Genomic DNA, 22,130 nt, shown 5'->3' on the forward strand with positions numbered 1-22,130 from the left:
GACGAACCAAGGCGGGCCTCCTATCCTCTAGGGATGCCCGCGCAAGAGTCCGCTCAACAGGTGGAGACCTGGAACATCCACAACCGGATCCACGCGTTCCTGCTGGACGCGCTGGATGCCGAATCGCTGGCCGCCATCCCGCAGCCCAAGGGGCGCAGTGTGGCGGCGCAGTTCGCGCATGTCCACAACGTGCGCAAGATGTGGCTGGCGCAGGCCGCGCCCGATCTCGATGCCCCGCTGCTGAAACTGGAAGGGCCGGACTGGAGCGCAGACGATCTCAAAACCCATCTGGCTGCTTCGGGCGAAGCGATCGCCGCACTGCTGGTACGGGCCTTTGAGCAGGGCAAGGTCAAGGGCTTCAAACCGCACCCGTCCGCGTTCCTCGGCTACCTCATCTCGCACGAGAGCCACCACCGCGGCCAGATCCTGCAGACCTTGAAGCAGAACGGCAGGCTGCCACCCAAGAAGGTGCTCTTTGGCCTCTGGGAGTGGGGCGTCCGCTGACGCCGGCTACGAGATGATCGCTTTGATCAGATTCCCGTGGACATCGGTCAGGCGGAAGTCGCGACCGCTGTAACGATAAGTCAGCCGCGTGTGGTCGAGCCCCAACTGGTGGAGGATCGTCGCATGCAAGTCGTGCACATCCACCGGGTTCTCCACCGCTTTGAAACCGAACTCGTCGGTGGCGCCATAGACCATGCCGCCGCGGAAGCCGCCGCCGGCCACCAGGGAACTGTAGCCATGGTTGTTGTGATCGCGGCCGTTCTGCACCTTTACGAGTCCGCTCACCTCAGTCGCCGGAGTGCGGCCGAACTCGCCGGTCACCACCACCACGGTTTCGTTCAATAGCCCGCGCTGCTTAAGGTCGCGGATCAGCGCCGCGATGGGCTTGTCCGCCAGCCGCGCCAGGCGGCGGTGGTCGAGAATGTCCTCGTGGCTGTCCCATGGCTGGTCGTCACCGAAGTAGACCTGTACCATGCGCACGCCACGCTCCACCAGGCGAGCCGCCATCAGGCAGCCGCGAGCAAAGTCGCCGTCGCCATACGTCTCGCGCACCTTCTCGGGCTCTTTGGAAATGTCGAACGCTTCCGCCGCCTCGGTCTGCATGCGGTAGGCGATTTCCATCGACTGGATGCCGGCCTCGAGTTGCGGGTCGTCTCCTTCGCGCTGCGTCTGCAGGCGGTTCAGTTGCCCCAGCAGGTCCAACTGCCGCTTCTGGTCCTCCGGCTTCCAGCGCGTATTGTGCAGATTGGGGACGAGCTTGTCGACTTCCTTCTCGTTGTTCGGAATGTAAGCGCCCTGATAGACACCAGGCAGGTAGGACGACGTCCACAGAATGGGACCGAGCACCGGCAGCCCGGGACACAGCACGACGAAGCCCGGCAGGTTCCGGTTCTCGGTGCCCAGGCCGTACGTCACCCACGAGCCCATGGAGGGATGGCCCGGCAGCCGCTGCCCGCAGTTCGTCAGCAGCAGCGAAGGTTCGTGGTTCGGACGCTCAGTGTGCATCGAGCGGATGACGCAGAAGTCGTCGATGACCGACCCGACCTCAGAGAAGATCTCGCTCACCTCGATCCCACTCTGGCCGTACTTCTTGAACGTGAAGGGCGAGCCCAGCAGGTTGCCCGTCTTCCGCTCACTCTTGAGATTCGGCGTCGGCATGGGCTTGCCGTGCATGCGCTGCAGGTCGGGCTTGGGGTCGAAGGTGTCCACCTGCGACGGCCCGCCGTTCAGGAACAGGAAGATGACATGCTTCGCCCTGGCCGGGAAGTGCGTCGCCTTCGGAGCCATGGGGTCGGTCGCCACCTGGGCAAAGGCAGCCATGGGGAAGCCGGCGCCCATCGTCTTGAGCAGGTCACGTCGTGTCATCGTTACTCCACGTACAGGAACTCGTTCGCGGCCAGCAGGACCTGCGCATAGCGCGTCCACGCGTCCTGGCCCTGTTGCAGGAACTCCAGCCCGAGCTTGAGCTCTTCGGCGCCCGGCAGCCGCGAATACATTAATTCGTACGCCATGCGGATCTTCTCTTCATGGGTGCCCTTCAGGCGGGCGGCCAGCGCGTCGGACTCGCGCAGCACCAGCGGATTGTTCAGGAAGAAGAGGCGCTGCAACGGCACGCTCGTCACGTTCCGCTGCTCGTTCGTCGTATTTGGATTGGGATGGTCGAACATCGCCAGCAGTTGATCCAGCTTGCGCCGGCTGCGGAAGCCGTAGACCGTCCGCCGCAGGTTTTTCTCATCCGTCAGCCGTAGCGCCGGACCGCCGACCGTCGACGTATCCAGGTTCCCGGCCACGGCCAATAGCGTGTCGCGCATCGACTCCACATCCAGCCGCTGGCGGTTCGCGCGCCACAGATACCGGTTGCCCGGATCCTTCTCTTCGTTCGGCGCCGAGCGCTCCCACGCCCCGGCATAAGTGCGCGACAGCACGATCTCCCGATGAATCGCTTTCACGCTCCAGCCGCTTTCCACGAAGCGGGCCGCCAGGTAGTCGAGCAGTTCCGGATGCGTCGGCCGCTCGCCCAACTGTCCGAAATTGCTGGGCGTACCTACAATGCCGACGCCGAAGTGGTGCTGCCAGATACGGTTCACCATGACGCGCGGTGTGAGTGGATTGCCGGGGCTGGCAATGTCGCGGGCCAACTCCAGACGCCCGCTGCCCTGCGAATAGGCCTTAGGTTCGCCGGAGCTGAGGATCGAAACGAAATGGCGCGGCACCTCCGCACCCGGATTGTCGCGGTTGCCGCGAATCAGGATATGCCCATTCTTCGGCTTCTCGACATCCTTCACGGCATGCAGGAACGGATACTGTTCCGGCAGCGACTTCTTGATCTCGGCCATGTCGGAACGCAGCTTCGCCAGGTGGGTCCGGTGCAGATCGCCCAGCCAGCGATCCAGCTTGTCGCCGCTGTAATACAGCACACCCTTCCGGGCACCATAAACCTCGTTATAGAAGCGGAACTTCGGCCGCTCCAGCGACAGCAGTTCGGTGTCGCTGAGATCGTTTCGTTGCGATGAGCCGCCCAGGCGGATCAGGTTCTTCTGGTCGATCTCCTTCTTCTCCGCAAGCACGCCCAGCACTAGTTCCTGGAACTTGTCGGCGTCCTTCCAGTTGTCGAGGAAAGGATGCTCGTGCATGCCGGGCTTCAGATAGGTGCGCCAGTGTTCCAGCGTCTCCGGATCGAGATCCTTGGCGTCCCGCTCGCCCTGCACAGCCCTGACGTAATCGGCCGTGCGCGCAGCCAGCATGCCGGCTACTGAGATGGCCTGCTCTTCCTGGAACGCCTTCAGTTCGGCCTCTTTGTCGTCGAGACGCTTCTTGTGCGCCTTCCAGCGCTCCACGACTTCGGCGGACGCCAGCGGAACTTCGTCGACCACCGTGTTGTTGAAGACACCTTGCAGCGAGTAGAAATCGGCCTGCGGAATGGGATCGAACTTGTGGTCGTGGCATTGCGCGCATGCCACGGTGAGGCCCAGGAAGCCGCGGGTGGTTGCGTCCACACGCTCGTCCTGCTGCTCCGGACTCAGCCCATAGAACGTCAGCCCCGGCAGCAGCTTGGCTCGCTCCGGCTCCGGCATCTGGTCGGCCGCGATCTGCGCCATCACAAACCGGTCGAACGGCATGTCGTCGTTGAACGCCTGGATCACCCAGTCGCGATAGCGGAAGGCGTTCGGATGCACGAGCTCCTTCTGCGACTCCAGTCGATCGTCGGAGTATCGTGCGACGTCCAACCAGTGGCGCGCCCAGCGCTCGCCGTATCGAGGAGAAGCCAAGAGGCGGTCGACCACCTTGGCTTCCGCCTTGGGTGAGCGGTCGTTGAGAAACAGGTGGACCTCTTCGGGCGTCGGCGGCAGGCCCGTGAGATCGAACGTCACCCGGCGGATCCACACGCGCTTGTCGGCGCGCGGTGCGGGCGTCAGGCCCTTCTCGCGCAGCTTGGCGTAGATGAACTGGTCCACCGGCGAATGCGACCATTCGGCGCTCGCCGCCGCCGGTGGGGCTACTTTGCGTACAGGCTGAAAACTCCAGAACGCGCGCTGCTCGGGGCTGATGGCCGTGGCCTGTGCCTGCACCTTCGCGCGCTCCGGCCACACAGCGCCGTCGCGGACCCACTCGGCCAGCACTTCAATCTCTTCCGGCTTCAGCTTGCCCATCGGCGGCATCGCTTTGATGGATTCATCCGCCTGGCGCACGGCCTGGATCAGCCGGCTCTGGTCCGGCTTGCCTTCGACAATGGCCGGTCCGCCCTTGCCGCCCGCCAGCAGGGCTTCCCGCGAAGTCATCGCCAGCCCGCCCATCTTTGACGCAGTGTGGCAAGCGAAACAGTTGCGGGCCAGAATCGGCCGCACCTTCATCTCAAAACGCTCTTCGGGCGTATCCGCGGACGCGGGGACACACAACGCGAGCAGTAATCCGGCAGGGATCGCCCAGGAGGACATTGACGGGATTGTATCAGAGCTATACCGCTAACTGAACCCCTGCTACCAGGAGTCGCGATTAGAGATGGTCACGCGGTAGTAAGGCTTCTCTTTTTCCGCCGGATCCATGGTGAAATTCTCGGCTGTTTTCGATGAATCGTACCCGCGCCACAACCACGTGAGCGACTCCGGCAGATCCAGCGACGACTGCGACGAGTTGTGCGCCGCATGGCCGAAGCGGAAGTGATAGTCGTACTCCCGCATCTTCAGGGAATTTGCGAGCTCGATATTCTGCAGCGGCCACGACCCGTGATTATTCTCCAGGTCGTCGGCGCCGTCGCTCATCCAGACGCGGATGTTCCGCTTGTCTTCTTTCCGCACCTTGAAGGGGTAGACGTTGCCGCCCTCCAGCTTCTCCTGCGGCCGCCACTGGATCGATGTGTAGCTGCCGATGGTCGAGTGCACACGCGCGAACTTCTCCGGCGCGAACCACGCCACATTGAAGGAACAGATGCCGCCTGACGATTCACCGCCGATTCCGCGACTGTAGCCGTCCTGACGCAGCTTGTAGAGCTTTTCCACCTCAGGCAGCACTTCTTCCATGAGGAAGCGCGCGTACAGGTCGGTCACCGTGTCGTACTCAATCGACCGCATCGCCTTGCCGTCCGTGGCGAAGCCCGGCGCGATCATCACATGCACCATCGGCGGAATCAACTTCTGCGCCACCAGGTTTTCCGTCACCGTGAACAGCCGCATCCGCGACAGGTCACCGGCGATCAGCGTCTGTCCGTCCTGCCACACCATCAGCGGAGCCGGCACGTTCGCATCGACGCCCGGAGCCGCGTACACCCACCAGTCGGCCTTCATCCCGTTGTAGAGCTTGCTCACAATCGTGTGCTTCTCGCTGAGCTTGCCCTGCGGCACTCCGGCCTTGGGGTAGGAATCCGGGTTGTAGCCGGTGAGGTCCGCGCGCGCCCCCAGCGGCTTTCCGGCCGCGTAGTACTGATACGAGTGCGTCACGCCCGTCCGCATTTTCTCCAGCCGCATCCAGAGGTTCGAACCACCGATGCGCGCCATGCCCACCGCCGGCTGCCCGTCGATCGACACCGTCACCGCGTCGTCCGACGCCATCACGAACAGGAAGTCCTGGCCCCAAACGGCAGTGCCGCCCTTGGTGGTCAGGGTCTTCGCAATGAACTCCGCCAGGCCGGGCGAGGAAGGACCCTTGCGTGCGGCGTCAATCAGGGATTCCAGCGGATGGGTCTGCGCGCCGGCGCACAGGGCCAGCAGGCCGGCCACGGCGAGGTGGATCAGTTTCGGGCGGATCATTTTTCTGACTTGGACTCCTGTTGGGTATTTGCGGTCTTGTGCTGTTCCAGGTAGGCGAGGATCTCTTTGGACCGGCGGCGCCGCGCGAAGTCGAGAGCCGTCTGGCCGCTTTCGTTCTTCACCGTGGTATCCGCCCCCGCCTCGACCAGTGTCTTTACCGCAGGCAGGCAATTCTGACTCACCGCCACCAGCAGCGGCGTCATGCCCTGCGGGCCCTTCGCATTCAGGTCGACGTGCGCCGGCAGCAGCAGTTCGAGCACCGGAACCTGGCACGACCGCGCAGCCAGATGGATCGGCCGCGCATGCGCCGTGCCTTCCAATTCCGGATCCGCGCCTGCCGCCAGCAGCACTGCGGCCGCTTCCTTGTGCGCGCCCTGGATCGCGAGCCAGAACGGCGTGATGCCGGCCTTCGACTTCGCATCCGGCTCGGCGTGGTGCTCCAGCAGCAGGCGGACGATCTCCACGCGGCCGTCTCCGGCGGCATAGTGCAGCGCGGTTTGCCCGCGGCGGCTCTCGCGCTCGTTCACCGGCACGTCCTTTTCGAGGACAAGTTTTACGGCATCCAGACGGCCCGACGAGACCGCCGCATGCAGCAGCGTTTCCCCGTTCCAACGGCGCGCTTTGGCATTGGCGCCCGACGAGAGCAGCAGTTTCATCAGAGGCACGCTGCCCTTGTGGGCGGCCAGCAGCAACGGGGTCTCTCCGTCATCGCCAGTCTGGTTGACGTCGGAGCCAGCCTGGATCAAGGCAGTCGCGGCTTTCAGGTCACCGTCCGCGCAGGCTTTGATCAGCGAACCCGCGGGCGGATCGGCCGCCCAGATCATTACCGAAAATAGGGCCGAAAATGCTACACGAATGTGGGTTCCCAAGACTGGTCAATCTTATACCATACTGAAAGGGAAATGAACCGAATCGCGGGAGGGGCTGTCGCCGCGTTCACCGTCCTGGCTGCCGGTGCGCGTTTGGCCTGGCCGGCCGCAGAACCTCCGGAGCAGGAAAAGGCCTTTCAGGAACAGGTACGCCCGTACCTGAAGCAGTACTGCGCCGGTTGCCACAACGCCCGCGTGAAGACCGCCGGCATCGCCGTGGATGGCTTCACCGACGCCGCCTCCATCGCCGCTCACAACGGCGAATGGGAGAAGATCCTGCGTAAGCTGCGCACCGGCGAGATGCCACCCACCGGCCTGCCGCGTGCCCCCCAGGAGAAGACGAATTCGCTCGTCACCTGGCTCGGCTCCGAACTCGACCGCGCGGCCGAACGCAATCCCGACCCCGGCCGCGTCACCGTCCACCGCCTCAACCGCGCCGAGTACAACAACGCCGTTCGCGATCTGCTCGCCCTCGACTTCCGCCCCGCCGATGACTTTCCGGCCGATGATTCCGGCTACGGCTTCGACAACATTGCCGATGTTCTTTCGCTCCCGCCGGTGTTGATGGAGAAGTACCTGCGGGCCGCCGGCAAGGTGAGCCGCGAGGCCCTGGGCCGCGTCAAGTACGATCCGGTGCTCGACCGCCTGAACGCGCCCCGCGATGTTCCGCAGACCGGCCTCATCAGCGACGCCGCTCCGGTGAGCTCCCGCGGCGGCATGGAAGTGGAGCGCCGCTTCCCCGTCGATGCCGAGTACCTCTTCCGCCTGCGTGTGCGCGGCTCACCCGATCCCCAGGCGCCCGATGTTCTCGACATCCGCCTGGACGGCAAGCTGCTGCAGCGCGTCGACATCAACTTCCCGGCCAGCGACGAAGACGAGGATCGCCGCCGTTTCGAGTTCCGCCTGCCGCTCACCGCCGGCCGCCATACCTTCCTGGCTACATTCCTCCGCGACGACTCCAAGAACGAAACCGCCACCCTCGACTTCAACGCCAACGGCACCGCGCGCCGCAATCAAGTTGGCGTCGACTGGGTGGAGATCGGCGGCCCGTTCGACCCCAAGCCCAACCCGGAAACGCCCAGCCGCCGCGCGATCCTCACCTGCACTCCAGGCCCCGGCCGCACGGAAGACGCCTGCGCCGCCCGCATCCTGCCGCGCCTGGCGCGCCGTGCCTGGCGCCGCCCCGTCACCCCCGAAGAGTCCACGAAGCTCATGAACTTCTACCGCATGGGCCGCCAGGACTCCGGCGAATATGAAGGCGGCATCGAACTCGGCCTCAAGGCGATCCTCGTTTCGCCCAACTTTCTCTTCCGTGTCGAGCAGGACCCCGCCGCCGCCAAGCCCGGCTCCACCTACCCCCTCAGCAGCCTCGAACTGGCCTCGCGCCTGTCGTTCTTCCTCTGGAGCAGCCTTCCCGATGAAACCCTGCTGAGCCTGGGCGAACGCGGGGAACTGAACAAACCCGAAGTCTTCGAAGCGCAGATCCGGCGCATGTTGAAGGACCCCAAGGCGCACGCGCTGACGGAAAACTTCGCCGGCCAGTGGCTGCACCTGCGCAACCTGGCCGCCATGAAGCCCGATCCCGAAAAGTTCCCCGGCTTCAACCAGGGACTGCGTCAGGACATGACCCGCGAGACGGAGCTTTTCTTCGAAGCCCTGCTCGCCTCCGACGCCAGCGTGGTCGATTTCCTCGACGCTCCCTTCACCTTCCTCAACGAACGCCTGGCGAAGTTCTACGGGATCCCCAACGTCGAGGGCCGCAAGTTCCGCCGCGTGGAGCTGCCCGACGGCAGCCGCGGCGGCGTCCTGACCATGGCCAGCGTCCTCACCGTCACCTCCTATCCCACACGCACCTCACCCGTCATCCGCGGCAAGTGGGTCCTGGAGAATCTACTGGGCGCTCCGCCGCCTCCGCCGCCGCCCGACGTGCCGCCGCTACAGGAGGCGGGTCTCGGCACGACGGTCTCCATGCGCCAGCAGTTGGAGCAGCACCGCGCCAATCCGTCGTGCGCCGCCTGCCACGCCAAGATGGACCCCATTGGCTTCGCCCTGGAGAATTACGACGCCATCGGCCACTTCCGCACCAAAGACGGCGGCTTCCCCATCGACTCCAGCGGCAAGCTCCCGTCCGGCTCGTCCTTCAACAACGCCGCCGAGTTGAAGAAGATCCTCCGCGACAATCCGCAGGAATTCGTGCTCTGCTTCACCGAGAAGCTGATGACCTACGCTCTCGGCCGCGGTGTGGAACGAACCGACAAACCGCTCATCCGCGCCATCGCCCGTGATGCGGCCCAGGGCAACTACCAGATCTCTTCGATTGTCCTGGGCATCGCCAACAGCGCGCCCTTCCGCATGCGGCGCGCGACGCAGATTACCAGCGAAGGCCCGCCACCTCCGGCGAAACCGGCTTCCAAGGAAAAACCCAATGCTGCTGAGTAAGAAGGCGCTGTCGCGCCGTACCCTGCTGCGCGGATTCGGATCCGCCCTCGCCCTACCGGCCCTTGATGCCATGGTGCCGGCCCTGGCTCGCGGAGCCGCCAAGGCAGCCCCCCTGCGCATGGCGTTCGTCTACGTCCCCAACGGCATTGTGATGAAGCATTGGACGCCCGAGGCCGAAGGCCGCGACTTCGCCCTCAACGGCGCGCTGGAGCCCTTCGCCGCCGTCCGCGAACAGATCATGGTCCTCAGCGGGCTCACACAGAACAACGGCCGCGCCCTGGGCGACGGCCCCGGCGATCACGCCCGCGCCGCCGCGTCCTACCTCACCGGCTTCCATCCCCGCAAGACCGAAGGCGCCGACATTCACAACGGAGTCTCCGTCGACCAGGTAGCCGCCCAGGCCATTGGCCAGGGCACCCGCTTCCCTTCCCTCGAACTCGGACTGGAAGGCGGCGGCCTGGTGGGCAACTGCGACAGCGGCTATAGCTGTGCATATACCAACTCCATTTCCTGGCGCTCGGAACAGACGCCACTGCCGCCCGAACTGAACCCGCGCGCCGTCTTCGAGCGTCTCTTCGGCGACGGCGAACTGCACGACCGCGCCACCCGCCTCAAGCTCGCGAAACAGGATCGCAGCCTGCTCGACTTCGTCCTCGAGGATGCGTCGAAGCTCCGCCGCTCCCTGGGCGCCACCGATCAACTCAAGCTCGATGAGTACCTCGGCTCGGTCCGCGAGATCGAGCACCGCATCCAGATCGCCGAGAAGCAGGACTTCGAGAACCGCGACAACAAGTCGAACGACCCCAGTATGCCCAAGCCCGCCGGAGTCCCGGTCACCTTCGAGGAATACGCCCGCCTGATGTTCGACCTGATGACCGTGGCGTTCCAGACCGACTCCACCCGCATCGCGACCTATCTGGTCGGGCGCGAGGGCAGCAACCGCACCTACCGCTCCATCGGAGTGCCAGACGCCCACCACGGCATCTCGCACCACATGGGCAACCAGGAGAAGATCGACAAGCTGGCCAAGATCAACCGTCTCCATGCCGAGCTGTTCGCCGGCTTCCTCAAGCGGCTGCAGTCGCTGCCCGACGGCGATGGCACGATGCTCGACCACACGATGATCGTCTATGGCAGCGGCCTCAGCGACGGCAATGCCCATGCCCACGACGATCTCCCGCTGCTGCTGGCCGGCGGCGCGAATGGCGCGTTCAAGATGGGCCGCCACGTGAAGTACCCCAAGGAGACGCCGCTGAACAACCTGTTCCTCTCGATGCTCGACACCATGGGCGTCAAGGCGGAATCGCTTGGCGACAGCAGCGGCCGCCTGCCGCGTTTGACTGACCTCACTGCCTAGCCGGCCTTGGGCTCGATACACTCGAGGTCGAGATGGACCGTCGCACGTTCCTTGGCACCGCCGCCGCACTGCCCGCCTTCGCGGGTAGGCAGCGGATCCTCGACACGCATACGCACTTCTACGACCCCTCGCGCGCGCAGGGCATCCCCTGGCCTTCCAAGGACAACCAGACGCTTTACCGCACCGTGCTGCCGCCCGAATTTCAGAAGCTCACTGCACCACTCGGCGTCGAGGGCACCATCGTGGTCGAGGCCAGCCCGTGGCTGGAGGACAACCAGTGGATCCTCGACCTGGCGCAGCACCATCCGATCATCCGCGGCTTCGTCGGTCACCTCGACCCCGGCCGTCCCGACTTCGCCGCGAACCTCGATCGCTTCCGCAAGCATCGCCTGTTCCTCGGCATCCGCATCGGCGGAGCACTGCTCTCAAAGGAAGTCGAAAACCCGGCATTCCTGGCGGACATGAAGCGCCTGGCCGATGCCGGCCTTGGACTCGACGTCCTGGGCGGCCCCGCACCCTACGCGGATACGGCCCGCCTCTCTGACCGCGTACCCGGCCTCCGCATCGTACTCAACCATTTGCCGAATGACGCTCCGAAGGACCCCTCCGCCCTCTTGGCCCTCAGGAGCCGTCCCAACGTGTACGGCAAAGTTTCCGGAGTGCTCCGGCGGGTCGACGGCCGGGTCCCGCTGGATGCGGCCTTCTACCAGGATTCTCTGGACGAGCTCTGGGCCGCGTTTGGCGAAGACCGCCTCGTCTACGCCAGCAACTGGCCCGTCAGCGATCTGATCGCGCCTTACCCTCAAATCCTTGGTGTCGTTCAGAGCTACTTCGCAGCCAAGGGTCCGGCGGCGGCGGAGAAATACTTCTGGAAGAACGGGCACGCCGCCTACCGGGTCTCGGCCTGACGAAGGAGAAGATCCAGGGAATTCCGGGGCTCGCGGGACAATGGCATGCTGTGGTCAGGAAGACGAGGCACGTAAGATCGACCGGGCAAGTCGCCCGGTTTCTAAATGACCGGGTGGCCGATCCCAACCTCACTGGTGGTTTTCAGCCGGGCCGCCAGCCAAACGCATATCGGAAGTAGCCGATTTCTCAATACTTAGCTTATGGCCCTTGGCTTGCACTAAGAATTGCGACGCCTTCTGTGAGGCATTGGAAAGGTGGAAGAAAATGAGTTCACTGTGGAGTCGGACAGCAACCCAGCGTACGGTAGCGGCTCTCTTCGCGCTGCTGGTCGCTCTGCCCGTGAGCTACGCCCAGGAACCGGCGGATTCGGCCTCGGCCCCGCCGCCGGATGTGCAGCAGTCCGTTCCTCAGCTGTCCCAACAGCAGTTGAGCAACCTTGTGGCGCCAATCGCGCTGTACCCCGATCCCCTGCTCAGCCAAGTGCTGGCCGCCAGCACCTACCCCCTCGAGATCGTCGAGGCCCATCAGTGGCTGGCTGAGAACAAGAATCTCTCGGGCTCGCAGTTGATCGATGCCGCCAAGCAACAGAATTGGGACCCCAGCGTCCAGGCCCTGGTCGCCTTCCCGGATGCACTCGGCCTGCTGGCCAACGACATCCGCTGGACCACTGACCTCGGCAACGCCTTCCTGGCCCAACAGGCCGATGTCATGGGCGCCGTGCAGGATCTGCGCTCGCGTGCCCGGGCCAACGGCAAGCTCACCAATTCCCAGCAGCAGGTCGTCACCACCGAATCGCAGGATGGCCAGAACGTGATCCAGATCATGCCGGCCGATCCGCAGGTGATCTACGTCCCTGTCTATCAGCCCAATTACGTCTGGGGCGCGCCCGCCTATGGCTACTACCCGGACCTTTGGTACCCCAGTTGGTTCTCGTTCGGCTACGGCTGGGGCCCGGGGCTCTATATGAGCTCCTACTACCCGTCGTGGGGCGGCTGGGGCGGCTGGGGCTGGAACTGCGGCTGGTTTGGCCGCGGGATCTCCCTGAACTTCAGCTTCTTTAACCACTACGGCTACCGGGGCTATGACTACGGCGGGTACCGCGGCTACTACGGCCGGGGCTACTCCGGAAGCGCCGCATGGGCGCACAACCCGGGTCACCGCTGGGGCGTCGCTTACCCGAACCGCAACGTAGCCAGCCGCTTCAGTGGCGGCGGTTACTCGAACGGCGGGCGCGGCAACTACGGCAGCGGATTCGCCAACGGCGGCCGCAACAACTACGGCAGCCGCTACGATTCGCCTCGCAACGGCGGCTCGCAGTACAACGGAAACAACGGCGGCAACCGCGGCTGGAGAAGCTCCGGCGACAACAACCGCGGCGGTGGTGGACGCGAGAATGCCACGGGCCGCTCGTCGAACGCCAACGGCGGCAATAACGGCGGCTGGCGCAGCTTCGGCGACGGCAACCGCGGCCAGCAGGGCGGACGCTCCAACTTCGGAACGAACAGCCGCGGCGACTCAGGTTCGCCTCGCATGTCCTCTCCGAACAGCTCGAACTTTGGCGGCACGCGTGGCGGCGGCTCCGAAATGCAGAGCGGCCGTGGCTTCAGCTCCTCCCAGGGTTCCTGGAGCACTCGCTCCAACGAGCGCTCGGGTGGCTCCAGCTACTCGGCCCCGCGCAGCGGCGGCAGCAACGGCGGCGGCTTCTCATCGCCCCGCTCGGCCCCCGCGCAGCGGCAGAACTTCTCCTCCGGATCTTCGTCCGGATCGTTCTCCAGCCCGCGCAGCTTCGGCGGCGGCGGCAGCAGCAGTGGCGGCTTCTCGGCCCCCAGCCGCGGCTTCGGCGGTGGTGGCGGATTCTCCGGCGGCGGACGCTCATCCGGCGGCGGCGGCTTCTCTGGTGGTGGCGGCGGACGCTCCTCGGGTGGGTTCTCGGGCGGCGGAGGCGGTCACTCCGGCGGTGGTGGTGGTGGCGGCCATCGTGGACGCTAACTTCACCCTCTGAATTCAGTCGAACAAACACGAAACCCGCCGGATTGCTCCGGCGGGTTTCGCATTTCTAAACCAGTCTCGAAGCAGCCCTACCGCAGCTCATACCCCGCCGACGCCAGGTCCGCAATGATCGCGTTGCGAATGCCCGTCACCTCTTCGTTCGACAGCGTGTGATCCGCCGCCCCCGCCGTCACGCGGAAGCTCAGGCTCTGCTGATCGTCCGCCAGAGGCTTGCCCTGGTACGCATACAGGAACCGCACTTTCTCGCACAGCGGCCCGGCCGCCTTCCGGATCTTCGTCTCCAGCGTGCCGCACAGATCCCGCAGCCCGGCCACCACCGACAGGTCGAACTCGCTGGTCGGGTAGCGCCGCAGGGGCTTATACCGCCGGGGCGCAGGCCCCAGCTTGAACAGCACCGCCAGGTTCACGTCCAGGATCGCCGCCCGGCCCGCATCCATCAGCGACGGATGCAGCTCATACAGCGTGCCGACGGCCTCGCCGCGCCACTCAATCGAAGAACAGCGCGCCGGATGCTGGTTCGGCCCAGCCTCCGCCGGAGTCACGGTACAGCCCGGCATCACGCACTCCGCCAGCCGCTTCAGCTCGAACAACCCTGCCTTGCCGTCTCCCTTGCTGTACAGCGCCGCCATCAGGTGCGGCACCTCGTTCGGCAGCTCGCCCGGACCCCGCTTGTGAATCTCATTGCCGATCTCGAACAGCCGGAACTCCTCATACCGCTTCGCGTTCTCGACGATGTTCCGATGGATGCCCGGCAGCAGGCTCAGCCGCATCAGGCTCTGCTCGCTGCTGATCGGGTTGATCACCCGCAGGTGCGCGCCCGGCTCGAAATGGAACTGCCGCGCCGCATCCTCGCTCAGGAACGAGTAGTTGTACGATTCCGTAAATCCCTGCGCCGCCACCAGCTCCCGCACGGAATGGTGGAACACGCGCTCCTCATTCACCCAGGGCTGCTTCACCGGCTGCAGCGGAGCCACCGGCGGCACCGTCGCATACCCGATCATCCGGCCCACCTCTTCCAGCAGGTCGTCCTTGATTGTGATGTCCTTCGTCGCGCGCCACGTCGGCACGGTCACCGAGAACACGCCCGGAGCCGTCTCATCCACCAGGAACTCCAGCGATTCCAGAATCCCGCGCACCTCATCCGCGCCGATCGGCCGGCCCAGCTTGCGCACCAGCCACGTCATCGGCAATTCGATAGGCGGGGCCACCGCGGCAGCCTGCCAGCTATCCACCAGGCCGCCCACCAGCCGGCAGCCCGGCGCCACTTCCTGCAGCAGCGCCACCGCACGCGCCAGCGCCCGCACCGTATTCAGCGGATCCTGCGCCTTCTCAAACCGCATCGAGGCATCGGTCCGGATCTTCACCGCCGACGACGTCATGCGGATATTGGCCGCCTGGAAATTCGCGCTCTCCAGCACGATCCGTGTCGTCTTGTCGTTGATGGCGGACCCGGCTCCGCCAATCACGCCCGCCAGCGCCACGGCGCCGTTGGCATCCGCGATCACCAGGTTCGACGTGTTCAGCGTGTACGACTCGTCGTTGAGTGCTTTGAAGACTTCGCCCTCACCGGCGCGGCGCACCATGATCGTGTTGCCGTGCAGCCAGTCCGCGTCGAACGCGTGCATCGGCTGCGCCAGCTCCGCCATGATGAAGTTCGTGACGTCGACAACATTGGAGATGGGATTCAAACCCACCGCCTCCAGCCGCTGCTGCAGCCACAGCGGGGACGGCCCCACCTTGACGTTTTCGAACACCAGCGCCGAGTACCGCGGGCACAGCTCGAAGTCGCGGATATCCACGTGCCAGGCCGGCTCGCCCTGAGGGATCAGCGTCAGATCCACCGGATCCTTCAGCTTCACGCCCGAGATCGCCGCCACCTCACGCGCCATTCCGTGGTGGCCCCACAGGTCCGGACGGTGCGTCAGGCTCTTGTTGTCCACCTCGATCACGGCGTCGGGCGCGCAGCCGGGAATCGGTTCGCCCGGCTCGACGCCGGACAGCTCGAGAATCCCCGCATGGTCGCGATTGAGGTCCAGTTCGTCGCCGGACGCCAGCATGCCATCGCTTTCCACGCCGCCGATGGTGGCCTTGCGGATCTCTTTCCCGCCCGCCACCGTCACGCCCGACGGCACATACGCCGTCAGCACGCCCGGCCGGCAGTTCGGAGCGCCGCACACCACCTGCTTCTGCCCGTGCACGGGGCCCGCATCCACCAGCGCCTTCACATTGTGGCTGCCTTCGATCGGCTCCACCGACATCACCCGCGCCACGCAAACCTGCGCCAGCCAAGGAGCGTGCGCTTCCACGCCCTCACACTCCGCGGTCTTCATCGTGATGAGCTTCATCAACTTCGGCGGGTCGATCCCCAGGCCGTCAGTCAGCTCATGAATCCAGTTATAGGAGAACTTCACTTCGACGTTCCTCGCTGACTAAAACTGCTGCAGAAAGCGGAGATCTCCGCTGGCCAGGTGACGGATGTCGTCGATGCCGTAACGCATCATCACGAGCCTCGTCAGGCCGAGTCCGAAGGCGAACCCGCTCCACTCGTCCGGATCGATGCCGCCCGACCGCAGCACGTTCGGATGCACCAGCCCGCACGGCAGCAGTTCCACCCAGCCGCTCTGCTTGCACACCGGACAGCCCGGGCCGCCGCAGATCAGGCATTGGATGTCGAGCTCAAAGCCCGGCTCGACGAACGGGAAGAACCCGGGCCGCAGCCGCACTTCCACGTCTTTCTTGAAAATCGCCGTCAGCAGCGACTTCATGAAATACAGCATGTGCGCCACGCTCACGTCGCGGTCGATCATCATGCCTTCCAACTGGTAGAAGGTGTGCTCGTGGCTGGCGTCCACCTCTTCGTTGCGGAACACCCGCCCCGGAGCAATAATCCGCAGCGGCGCCCCGAACTTCTCCATCGCCCGCACCTGCACCGGCGACGTGTGTGTCCGCAGCAGCAGCGTATCCTCCAGCCAGAACGTATCCTGCGCGTCGCGCGCCGGATGCGAGGGTGGAATATTCAGCGCATCAAAGTTGTGCCAGGGCGTCTCCACCTCGGGACCATCAACGACGGCGAAGCCGAGCGAGGTGAACAACTCCTCCAGCTCTTTCTGGATCAGGGTGAGCGGATGCAGCGAGCCGGGCCGCGCGCCAGGAGCGGGCATCGTCAGGTCCAGCCACTCGCCACCCAGCCGAGCATCCAGCGCCGCGCGTTCAAAGGCCGCCTTGCGCGACTCGTAGCGCGACTCCAGGTTCTGCTTCACCGCGTTCAACAGCTTACCGACACGAGCCCGGTCCTCGGGGGCCATCTTGCCCATGTCCTTGCCGATGTTCGCCAGCGAGCCTTTGCGGCCCAGAAACTCGACGCGTGCGGTCTCCAGGGCTTCGGCATCGGCGGCCGCTTCTATCAGCGACACCGCCCGCGTTTCCAATTCAGACAGCGTGGAATCCAGCATTTGGGGTGAAACAACTATTGTAACGCGCGCATGAGATAGCGCTGTAGAGCGCGCGCCGCATCGGCCGATTCGCCCAGCAGCGGAGCCGAATCCGCCGGCCGCACCTCGACGCGCAGTTTGATTTCGCCGTTCTTTCCCTCGGTGATCCAGACTGCGACGGTCTCGGCCTTGTTGTGCGCCACCACGCGGCCCTTCCCTGCCTCGATCTCCCCGCCCTTCACGCGCTCAGCCAGATAGACCTTCACGGGAGCAATCAATCGCTCAGCCGTAACCGTGCAGGTGAACGCGGTGCTCAGCCCGTTGGCCGGCGCCGCGCACTGCCCGTACAGGCTAAGCGGCAGGCAGAAGCTGAGCAGGAGTCTTGCCGTCATCGGAAGCCAGATTCATATCCCCGCCGTGAAGCAGCAGGACGTTCATGGTGGCCTGGTCGCCATTCTGCGCGGCACTGTGCAGGGCTGTGTAACCGCCGTGCTGCCTGGCATTGGCGGGAGTCCCTGCCTCCAGCAGCATCTCGACGATCGCCGCCTGCCGGGCCGCGGCCGCCGCATGGATGGGCAGGTTTTCCATCTTATTCGTGGCTCGCGCCAGCGGATCGGCGCCGCGCGAGAGCAGGAAACCCGCCACCGCCGGTTGTCCAAAGAAGGCAGCCAGATGCAGGGGCGTCCAGCCATCCGCCGTCCGTTGGGCCAGCAGCTCCGGACCGGCATCCAGGAAGCGCACAACCTCCTCGGTCATGCCCAAGGCGCAGGCCAGGGGGAGATCCACCGCGGCGCCCGCTTCAATCAGGGCATCGGCGCAGGCTCGCTGGCGGAAGTATAAAGCGAGCATCGCGGCCGGGACGCCGCTCTCGTCGCGCTCGTCGACAGCAGCCGCGTCGGCGGCCAACACGGCCTTCAACGCCTCCAGATCTCCGCTGCGGATGGCTTCGATGGCGGTCATGTCCAGATCTCTCCCGTCCGGGAACCGCGGGCTCCTACAGCTGAGGTTCGAAAACTACGTCGGAGTGCCCGGTTTCCACAGCCAAATGGTTCAGATAGAACTTCAGCACGGCCGCCGGGTACTTGCCCTTCAGCGCGTCGAAAGCACGCTGCTGCCAGCCTTCCGTCAGATAAGTACTGACATCCGCGTCCTTGGCGAAGAACCCATCCTGGTGAGGTACCCCCAGCAGGTCCAGCGCGGCGATGATCATGTCGAGGTGCGACACCAGGATCGCTTGCGACAGGTCGGCCGCCAGGTCTTCATCCTGCTCGGACAGGCGCGCCCAGAGACGCGGCGCCGCCTTGCGCAGGTTCTCACTATTCAGCTTCACCAGCCGCGTTCGCACCTTAATGTGCTCATAGATTTGGAAGGTGCGCAGGCGGCTCATCGACACGCTGCGCAGCACGTCGGTAAAGCCGGTCTCGCCCTGCGAGAGGAACACGTCACACAACTTCGTCACAAAGAGAGATTACCATGAGGCCCCCTGCCTGCTTCAATTCGGGGCTTCCCGGCCACCCTGCGATACAATAATAAGTTTGGTCCTAGAACAATGAGCAATCTGATTGTGTTGGGCGCGCAGTGGGGCGACGAGGGCAAGGGCAAGATCGTCGACCTCTTTTCCGAGAACTTTGATGTCGTCGCTCGCTACCAGGGCGGCCATAACGCCGGCCACACCGTACAAGTGGGCGACAAGAAGTTCGTCCTCAAACTCATCCCCAGCGGTGTACTTCACCCCGGAGTCCAGGTTGTCATCGGCAATGGTGTTGTCGTTGACCCCCAGGCCCTCCTGGATGAGATGGAAATGCTGGAGAAGGCGGGCGTTGATGTCCGCGGCCAGATCCACATCTCCAACCGCGCCCACATCATCTTCCCCTTCCACCGCATGGTGGAGAAGGTGAGCGAGGGCCGCGAGGACCGTACCGCCATCGGGACCACCTCCCGCGGCATCGGCCCCTGCTATGAGGACAAGATCGGCCGCCGCGGCATCCGCATGGCCGACCTGCTCAACCCCGCTGTCTTCGACAAGCTCTACGACTTCCTGGGCGAGGACAAGGCCACCACGGCCAAGGCCTTCGGCATCGCCAACGACCTGAAAATAGAAGAGATCCGCGAAAGCTACAAGGCGATGGCGGAGCGTATCCGGCCCGTCGTCTGCGACACCGCCAAGCTGCTCAACGACGCCATTGCCGCTGGCAAGCGCGTCCTGTTCGAAGGCGCCCAGGGCACGATGCTCGACATCGACTTCGGCACCTATCCCTTCGTCACCAGCTCCAGCGCGGCCGCCGGCGGCGCCTGCACCGGCACGGGCGTCCCGCCCACCAAGATCGACGGCATCCTCGGCGTCTCCAAGGCGTACATCACCCGCGTCGGCGCCGGCCCCTTCCCGTCCGAGGACTTCGGTCCCGAAGGCGAGCGCATCCGCCAGGCCGGCCGCGAATTCGGCTCCGTCACCGGACGCCCACGCCGCTGCGGCTGGTTCGACGCGCCCCTGCTCCGCTACACCGCCATGGTGAACGGCTTCGATTCGCTCATCGTCACCAAGCTCGACGTGCTCGACGGCGTCCCCTCCATCAAGGTCTGTACCGCATACAAAGTAAACGGCGAGTTGATGGACACCATGCCGCCCGAGAACGCCCTGATGGAGAAGATCGAGCCCGTCTACGAGGAACTGCCCGGCTGGTCTCAACCCACCGCCAACGTCACCTCCTACGACGAACTGCCCAAGGAAGCCAAGGACTACATCGCGTTCCTGGAAGAGAAGAGCGGCGTCGAAGTCGGCTGCGTCTCCACGGGACCCGAGCGGAACCAGACCATCGTCCGGTCCGGCTCGAAGATGGAAAAGCTGCTGGGCTAACACGCCACCAGCCAAGTTTCGTGACAAAAACGGCCAGGAGGGCGGACGCCCTCGTCCGCAGACGGCCCCCTGGCCGGCTTCCTTTCTGCCGGTGGATGGGCAGCCAGTTACTTGACCCTGATCAGCAGGATCGGCACAACCAGCAGCGCGGAGAACAGCAGCATCAGCACGATGTTCGCCTTCTCCGCCTGTGCGCGCGCCACGCGGATCATGGTCCAGATCAGGTACAGAAACAGTCCTTCAATCACCAGTTTCGTCCACAGCAGCAGGAAGCTGATGGCGTTGAACGGCAGGCCTGATCCAGCCAGGTAATCCAGGGTGTGCCCCTGCACGGTAAACATCCCGTAAATGAATAACTGCAGGCAGGCGAACCCGATGAACACCCACCGTCCACCCCATCGGTCGGGCCGGCCCATGATGTTGAAATGACTGGGGATTCGTTCGGGCAGTGTGCTCCACTGGACAAGCGGCAGCATCAAACCAGCGAGCAGGAAGAGAAGGGCAAGCGCTTCAAGAGGCCACTGTAAACCGCCAAGCGGCACCTGGTCGAGCATGCCAATATCTTATTACTTGCGCGTGACCGTGACACTCCGCCAACCCTGATTCCCGGCAGCATCCCACACTCGCACCGTGATCGTGTTGATCCCTTTGTAGAGCGCGATCGGCCCTGCCGCGAAGCTGGCCGTGCCCACGGCATCCCCGCCGGTCCCGGCACTGCTGCTCCAACTCACCTTCACGACTCCGACGTTGTCCGACGCGATCCCGCGCACACTCACGCTGCTCGCGGTCGTGACACTCACCGGCGACGACGGCGCTGTGATCGTCACCGACGGAGCCGTCCTGTCCCCCACCGGCGTGGCCGGGGCTGGCTTCGGCGCCGGATCTGGAGTCGCGGGCGACACCGGCACCTGCGGGACAACCGGTTGAGCCGGCGGCGCAACGGGCTCCGCCGTCTGCGTCGCCGCCGCATATAGCTTCCGGATCTCCGCGACATCCGCCGGGCGCAGACCATTCACCCTCCGGTAGTAGGGATACATCACCGAGTTCGGATCGTCGTTGTGCCCCAGGCCCAACACATGCCCTAACTCATGCAGCGCAATCGAGTAGATATCGATATCCGCGCCGATCTTCCACGCCTCTGCCGCGTCGAAATGCAGATCCCCCGCAATGGGCTCCGCATTCGGCGGGGGGTAGAAACTGTGAGCCAGCAGCCCGCCGGGCCCGTCGAAGCTATACCCGTCTCCGTGACTGCCCGACAACCACTCGAATTCCACCTGCCTCCGCAACTTGGCAGTAAACGACTGCGTGAAATGCAATTGCACTACGCTCGACCACTGCCCCAGCGCGTTCAGCAATTCCCTCTGAACATCGGCGGCGGGCAACCCCTCCGGCATCCGGCCGAAATAGTAGTACAAGGATGCGGCCCCCAAGCCGGGACCATCCCAACCATCCCCATACGTAGCCACCAGATTCACCGCCACCTGCAAGCCCTCAGGCCCAAGCCCCCCATGCTCGCAGGCAACCACCCGTTCGCCCCGTTGCAGTTCGCCGGACGCAGGGAAAACCCGCGCCACCTCGTCCCACTCCGCCAGCGCTCGCAGCTCCGAAGCTAGCCCTCGCACCATCAACTGGTGGGCCGCCAGATCGGGATTCTCGATGAGTTCCAGTTCAGAGCCGAAGACAATGACCCGGGCTACCCCATCCGTGACATCCGGATGAAACTCCACAACAGCAGACTCGACTCTCGTCGACCCAAGCCACTCACTCACCTTATCCGTCCCCCGCAACGCGCCAACCTGCCGCACCGGCCAATCGCGGAAATCGAACCCATCCGGGCCGCTGACCAGCAGCGCATGATCCGGGATGTAACCCAACACCCGGAACCCGCCGGCCCGCAGCGCAGCCAGCATACCTCCCGTGGGTTCTTCCATGAATTGGACAACCTGATGCCTCCGCCCAGGCTCCATGCGCCGCACCGTCCCAGCCTCGGTCTCGACACCGGAGAATGCCGCATGGGATTTGAGCCGCAGCACAGGCTCTCCACCATCCTGGGCCTTGGTGGCGAGCGGACAACCCCCGGCGAGGAGGAGGATGGCCAGGATTGTCCGCTCGCGCTTCATCTGACTCACTCATCGGGCAGTCGCCGGTCGCACGAGAGAAAATCTGCAATCATTGTTCCCGTTCCTCGCTGGAAGCGGAAGAATTGTATTCTCACAGAACATAAGCCCTGAAAGTCCGAGATGCCTCCTCTCTAAAGAACATATCGAACCGGCAGTTCCGCGCAACCCACCAGCACGCTTCGCCAATCAAACAGCCAATCCAATCTTCGCCTCTTCTTTCGCAGCCCGCTTCTCCTTGAAGTTCTTCAGCTTCCCAGCCATCTGCCGAGCCCGCATTCAATACCTCCGTATCCTATTCATTCTCAAGGGCCTCAAGTATGATAGTCTCTACCCAGAACAAAAGCTGGGGCCACGTACGTAGTCCAGCTTTCTTCCGTGCAGAGGAACCATGCAA

17 protein-coding genes are annotated in these 22,130 nt (G+C 64.5%); 6 read left to right on the forward strand and 11 right to left on the reverse strand.

Annotation, left to right across the window (positions count from 1 at the left end; all coding sequences use genetic code 11):
• Positions 1-33 precede the first annotated feature (33 nt).
• Positions 34-504: a DinB family protein gene (locus IRI77_RS18010; RefSeq protein ID WP_194453414.1), complete on the forward strand. Its 471-nt coding sequence runs from the start codon at positions 34-36 to the stop codon at positions 502-504.
• Between the two features lie 6 nt (positions 505-510).
• On the opposite strand, the gene IRI77_RS18015 is transcribed toward IRI77_RS18010, so the two are convergent.
• Genes IRI77_RS18015 through IRI77_RS18030 form a run of 4 tightly spaced genes read right to left on the reverse strand, consistent with a single transcriptional unit; the run spans position 511 to position 6,571 of the window.
• Positions 511-1,869 carry a DUF1501 domain-containing protein gene (locus IRI77_RS18015; RefSeq protein WP_194453415.1) on the reverse strand — a complete coding sequence of 453 codons (1,359 nt, stop codon included), beginning with the start codon at positions 1,867-1,869 and terminating at the stop codon, positions 511-513.
• A gap of 2 nt (positions 1,870-1,871) precedes the next feature.
• Positions 1,872-4,439: a PSD1 and planctomycete cytochrome C domain-containing protein gene (locus IRI77_RS18020; protein WP_194453416.1), complete on the reverse strand. Its 2,568-nt coding sequence runs from the start codon at positions 4,437-4,439 to the stop codon at positions 1,872-1,874.
• Between the two features lie 42 nt (positions 4,440-4,481).
• Positions 4,482-5,747: an alpha/beta hydrolase gene (locus IRI77_RS18025; protein WP_194453417.1), complete on the reverse strand. Its 1,266-nt coding sequence runs from the start codon at positions 5,745-5,747 to the stop codon at positions 4,482-4,484.
• On the reverse strand, positions 5,744-6,571 hold the full coding sequence (locus IRI77_RS18030; protein ID WP_194453418.1) for an ankyrin repeat domain-containing protein: 828 nt from the start codon (positions 6,569-6,571) through the stop codon (positions 5,744-5,746). Before IRI77_RS18030 ends, IRI77_RS18025 begins: the two co-directional genes overlap by 4 nt.
• 78 nt (positions 6,572-6,649) lie before the next feature.
• On the opposite strand from IRI77_RS18030, the gene IRI77_RS18035 reads away from it, so the two are divergent.
• The 4 genes from IRI77_RS18035 (at position 6,650) to IRI77_RS18050 (ending at position 13,310) form a co-directional block, all read left to right on the forward strand.
• Entirely contained in the window at positions 6,650-9,055 is a 2,406-nt protein-coding gene (locus IRI77_RS18035) for a DUF1592 domain-containing protein (RefSeq protein WP_194453419.1), read from the forward strand.
• On the forward strand, positions 9,042-10,412 hold the full coding sequence (locus tag IRI77_RS18040; protein ID WP_194453420.1) for a DUF1552 domain-containing protein: 1,371 nt from the start codon (positions 9,042-9,044) through the stop codon (positions 10,410-10,412). Before IRI77_RS18035 ends, IRI77_RS18040 begins: the two co-directional genes overlap by 14 nt.
• A gap of 32 nt (positions 10,413-10,444) precedes the next feature.
• A complete protein-coding gene (locus IRI77_RS18045; RefSeq protein ID WP_194453421.1) occupies positions 10,445-11,320 on the forward strand; it encodes an amidohydrolase family protein in 876 nt (291 codons plus the stop codon).
• 265 nt (positions 11,321-11,585) lie between these two features.
• Positions 11,586-13,310: a DUF3300 domain-containing protein gene (locus IRI77_RS18050; protein ID WP_194453422.1), complete on the forward strand. Its 1,725-nt coding sequence runs from the start codon at positions 11,586-11,588 to the stop codon at positions 13,308-13,310.
• An 89-nt stretch (positions 13,311-13,399) separates the two neighbouring features.
• Here IRI77_RS18050 and pheT read toward each other — a convergent pair whose 3' ends face one another.
• Genes pheT through IRI77_RS18075 form a run of 5 tightly spaced genes read right to left on the reverse strand, consistent with a single transcriptional unit; the run spans position 13,400 to position 18,221 of the window.
• Complete coding sequence (gene pheT / locus IRI77_RS18055; RefSeq protein WP_194453423.1) at positions 13,400-15,742, reverse strand: phenylalanine--tRNA ligase subunit beta; 2,343 nt, start codon at positions 15,740-15,742, stop codon at positions 13,400-13,402.
• Positions 15,743-15,760: 18 nt separating this feature from the next.
• A complete protein-coding gene (gene pheS / locus IRI77_RS18060; RefSeq protein WP_194453424.1) occupies positions 15,761-16,783 on the reverse strand; it encodes a phenylalanine--tRNA ligase subunit alpha in 1,023 nt (340 codons plus the stop codon).
• Between the two features lie 14 nt (positions 16,784-16,797).
• Positions 16,798-17,154: a hypothetical protein gene (locus tag IRI77_RS18065; protein ID WP_194453425.1), complete on the reverse strand. Its 357-nt coding sequence runs from the start codon at positions 17,152-17,154 to the stop codon at positions 16,798-16,800.
• Positions 17,114-17,722, reverse strand: a complete 609-nt coding sequence (locus IRI77_RS18070) for an ankyrin repeat domain-containing protein (RefSeq protein WP_194453426.1) — start codon at positions 17,720-17,722, stop codon at positions 17,114-17,116. Before IRI77_RS18070 ends, IRI77_RS18065 begins: the two co-directional genes overlap by 41 nt.
• Positions 17,723-17,756: 34 nt before the next feature.
• On the reverse strand, positions 17,757-18,221 hold the full coding sequence (locus IRI77_RS18075) for a hypothetical protein (RefSeq protein ID WP_194453427.1): 465 nt from the start codon (positions 18,219-18,221) through the stop codon (positions 17,757-17,759).
• Between the two features lie 90 nt (positions 18,222-18,311).
• Between IRI77_RS18075 and IRI77_RS18080 the strand changes: the two genes are divergently transcribed.
• Complete coding sequence (locus tag IRI77_RS18080) at positions 18,312-19,616, forward strand: adenylosuccinate synthase (RefSeq protein ID WP_194453428.1); 1,305 nt, start codon at positions 18,312-18,314, stop codon at positions 19,614-19,616.
• A gap of 107 nt (positions 19,617-19,723) precedes the next feature.
• Here the strand turns inward: IRI77_RS18080 and IRI77_RS18085 are convergent, their stop codons facing one another.
• Complete coding sequence (locus IRI77_RS18085) at positions 19,724-20,170, reverse strand: DUF1648 domain-containing protein (RefSeq protein WP_194453429.1); 447 nt, start codon at positions 20,168-20,170, stop codon at positions 19,724-19,726.
• A gap of 12 nt (positions 20,171-20,182) precedes the next feature.
• Positions 20,183-21,736, reverse strand: coding sequence for a matrixin family metalloprotease (locus IRI77_RS18090; protein ID WP_194453430.1), 1,554 nt, complete (start codon positions 21,734-21,736; stop codon positions 20,183-20,185).
• Positions 21,737-22,130: the final 394 nt, after the last annotated feature.

The organism is Paludibaculum fermentans (assembly GCF_015277775.1).
GTDB classification, from domain to species: domain Bacteria; phylum Acidobacteriota; class Terriglobia; order Bryobacterales; family Bryobacteraceae; genus Paludibaculum; species Paludibaculum fermentans.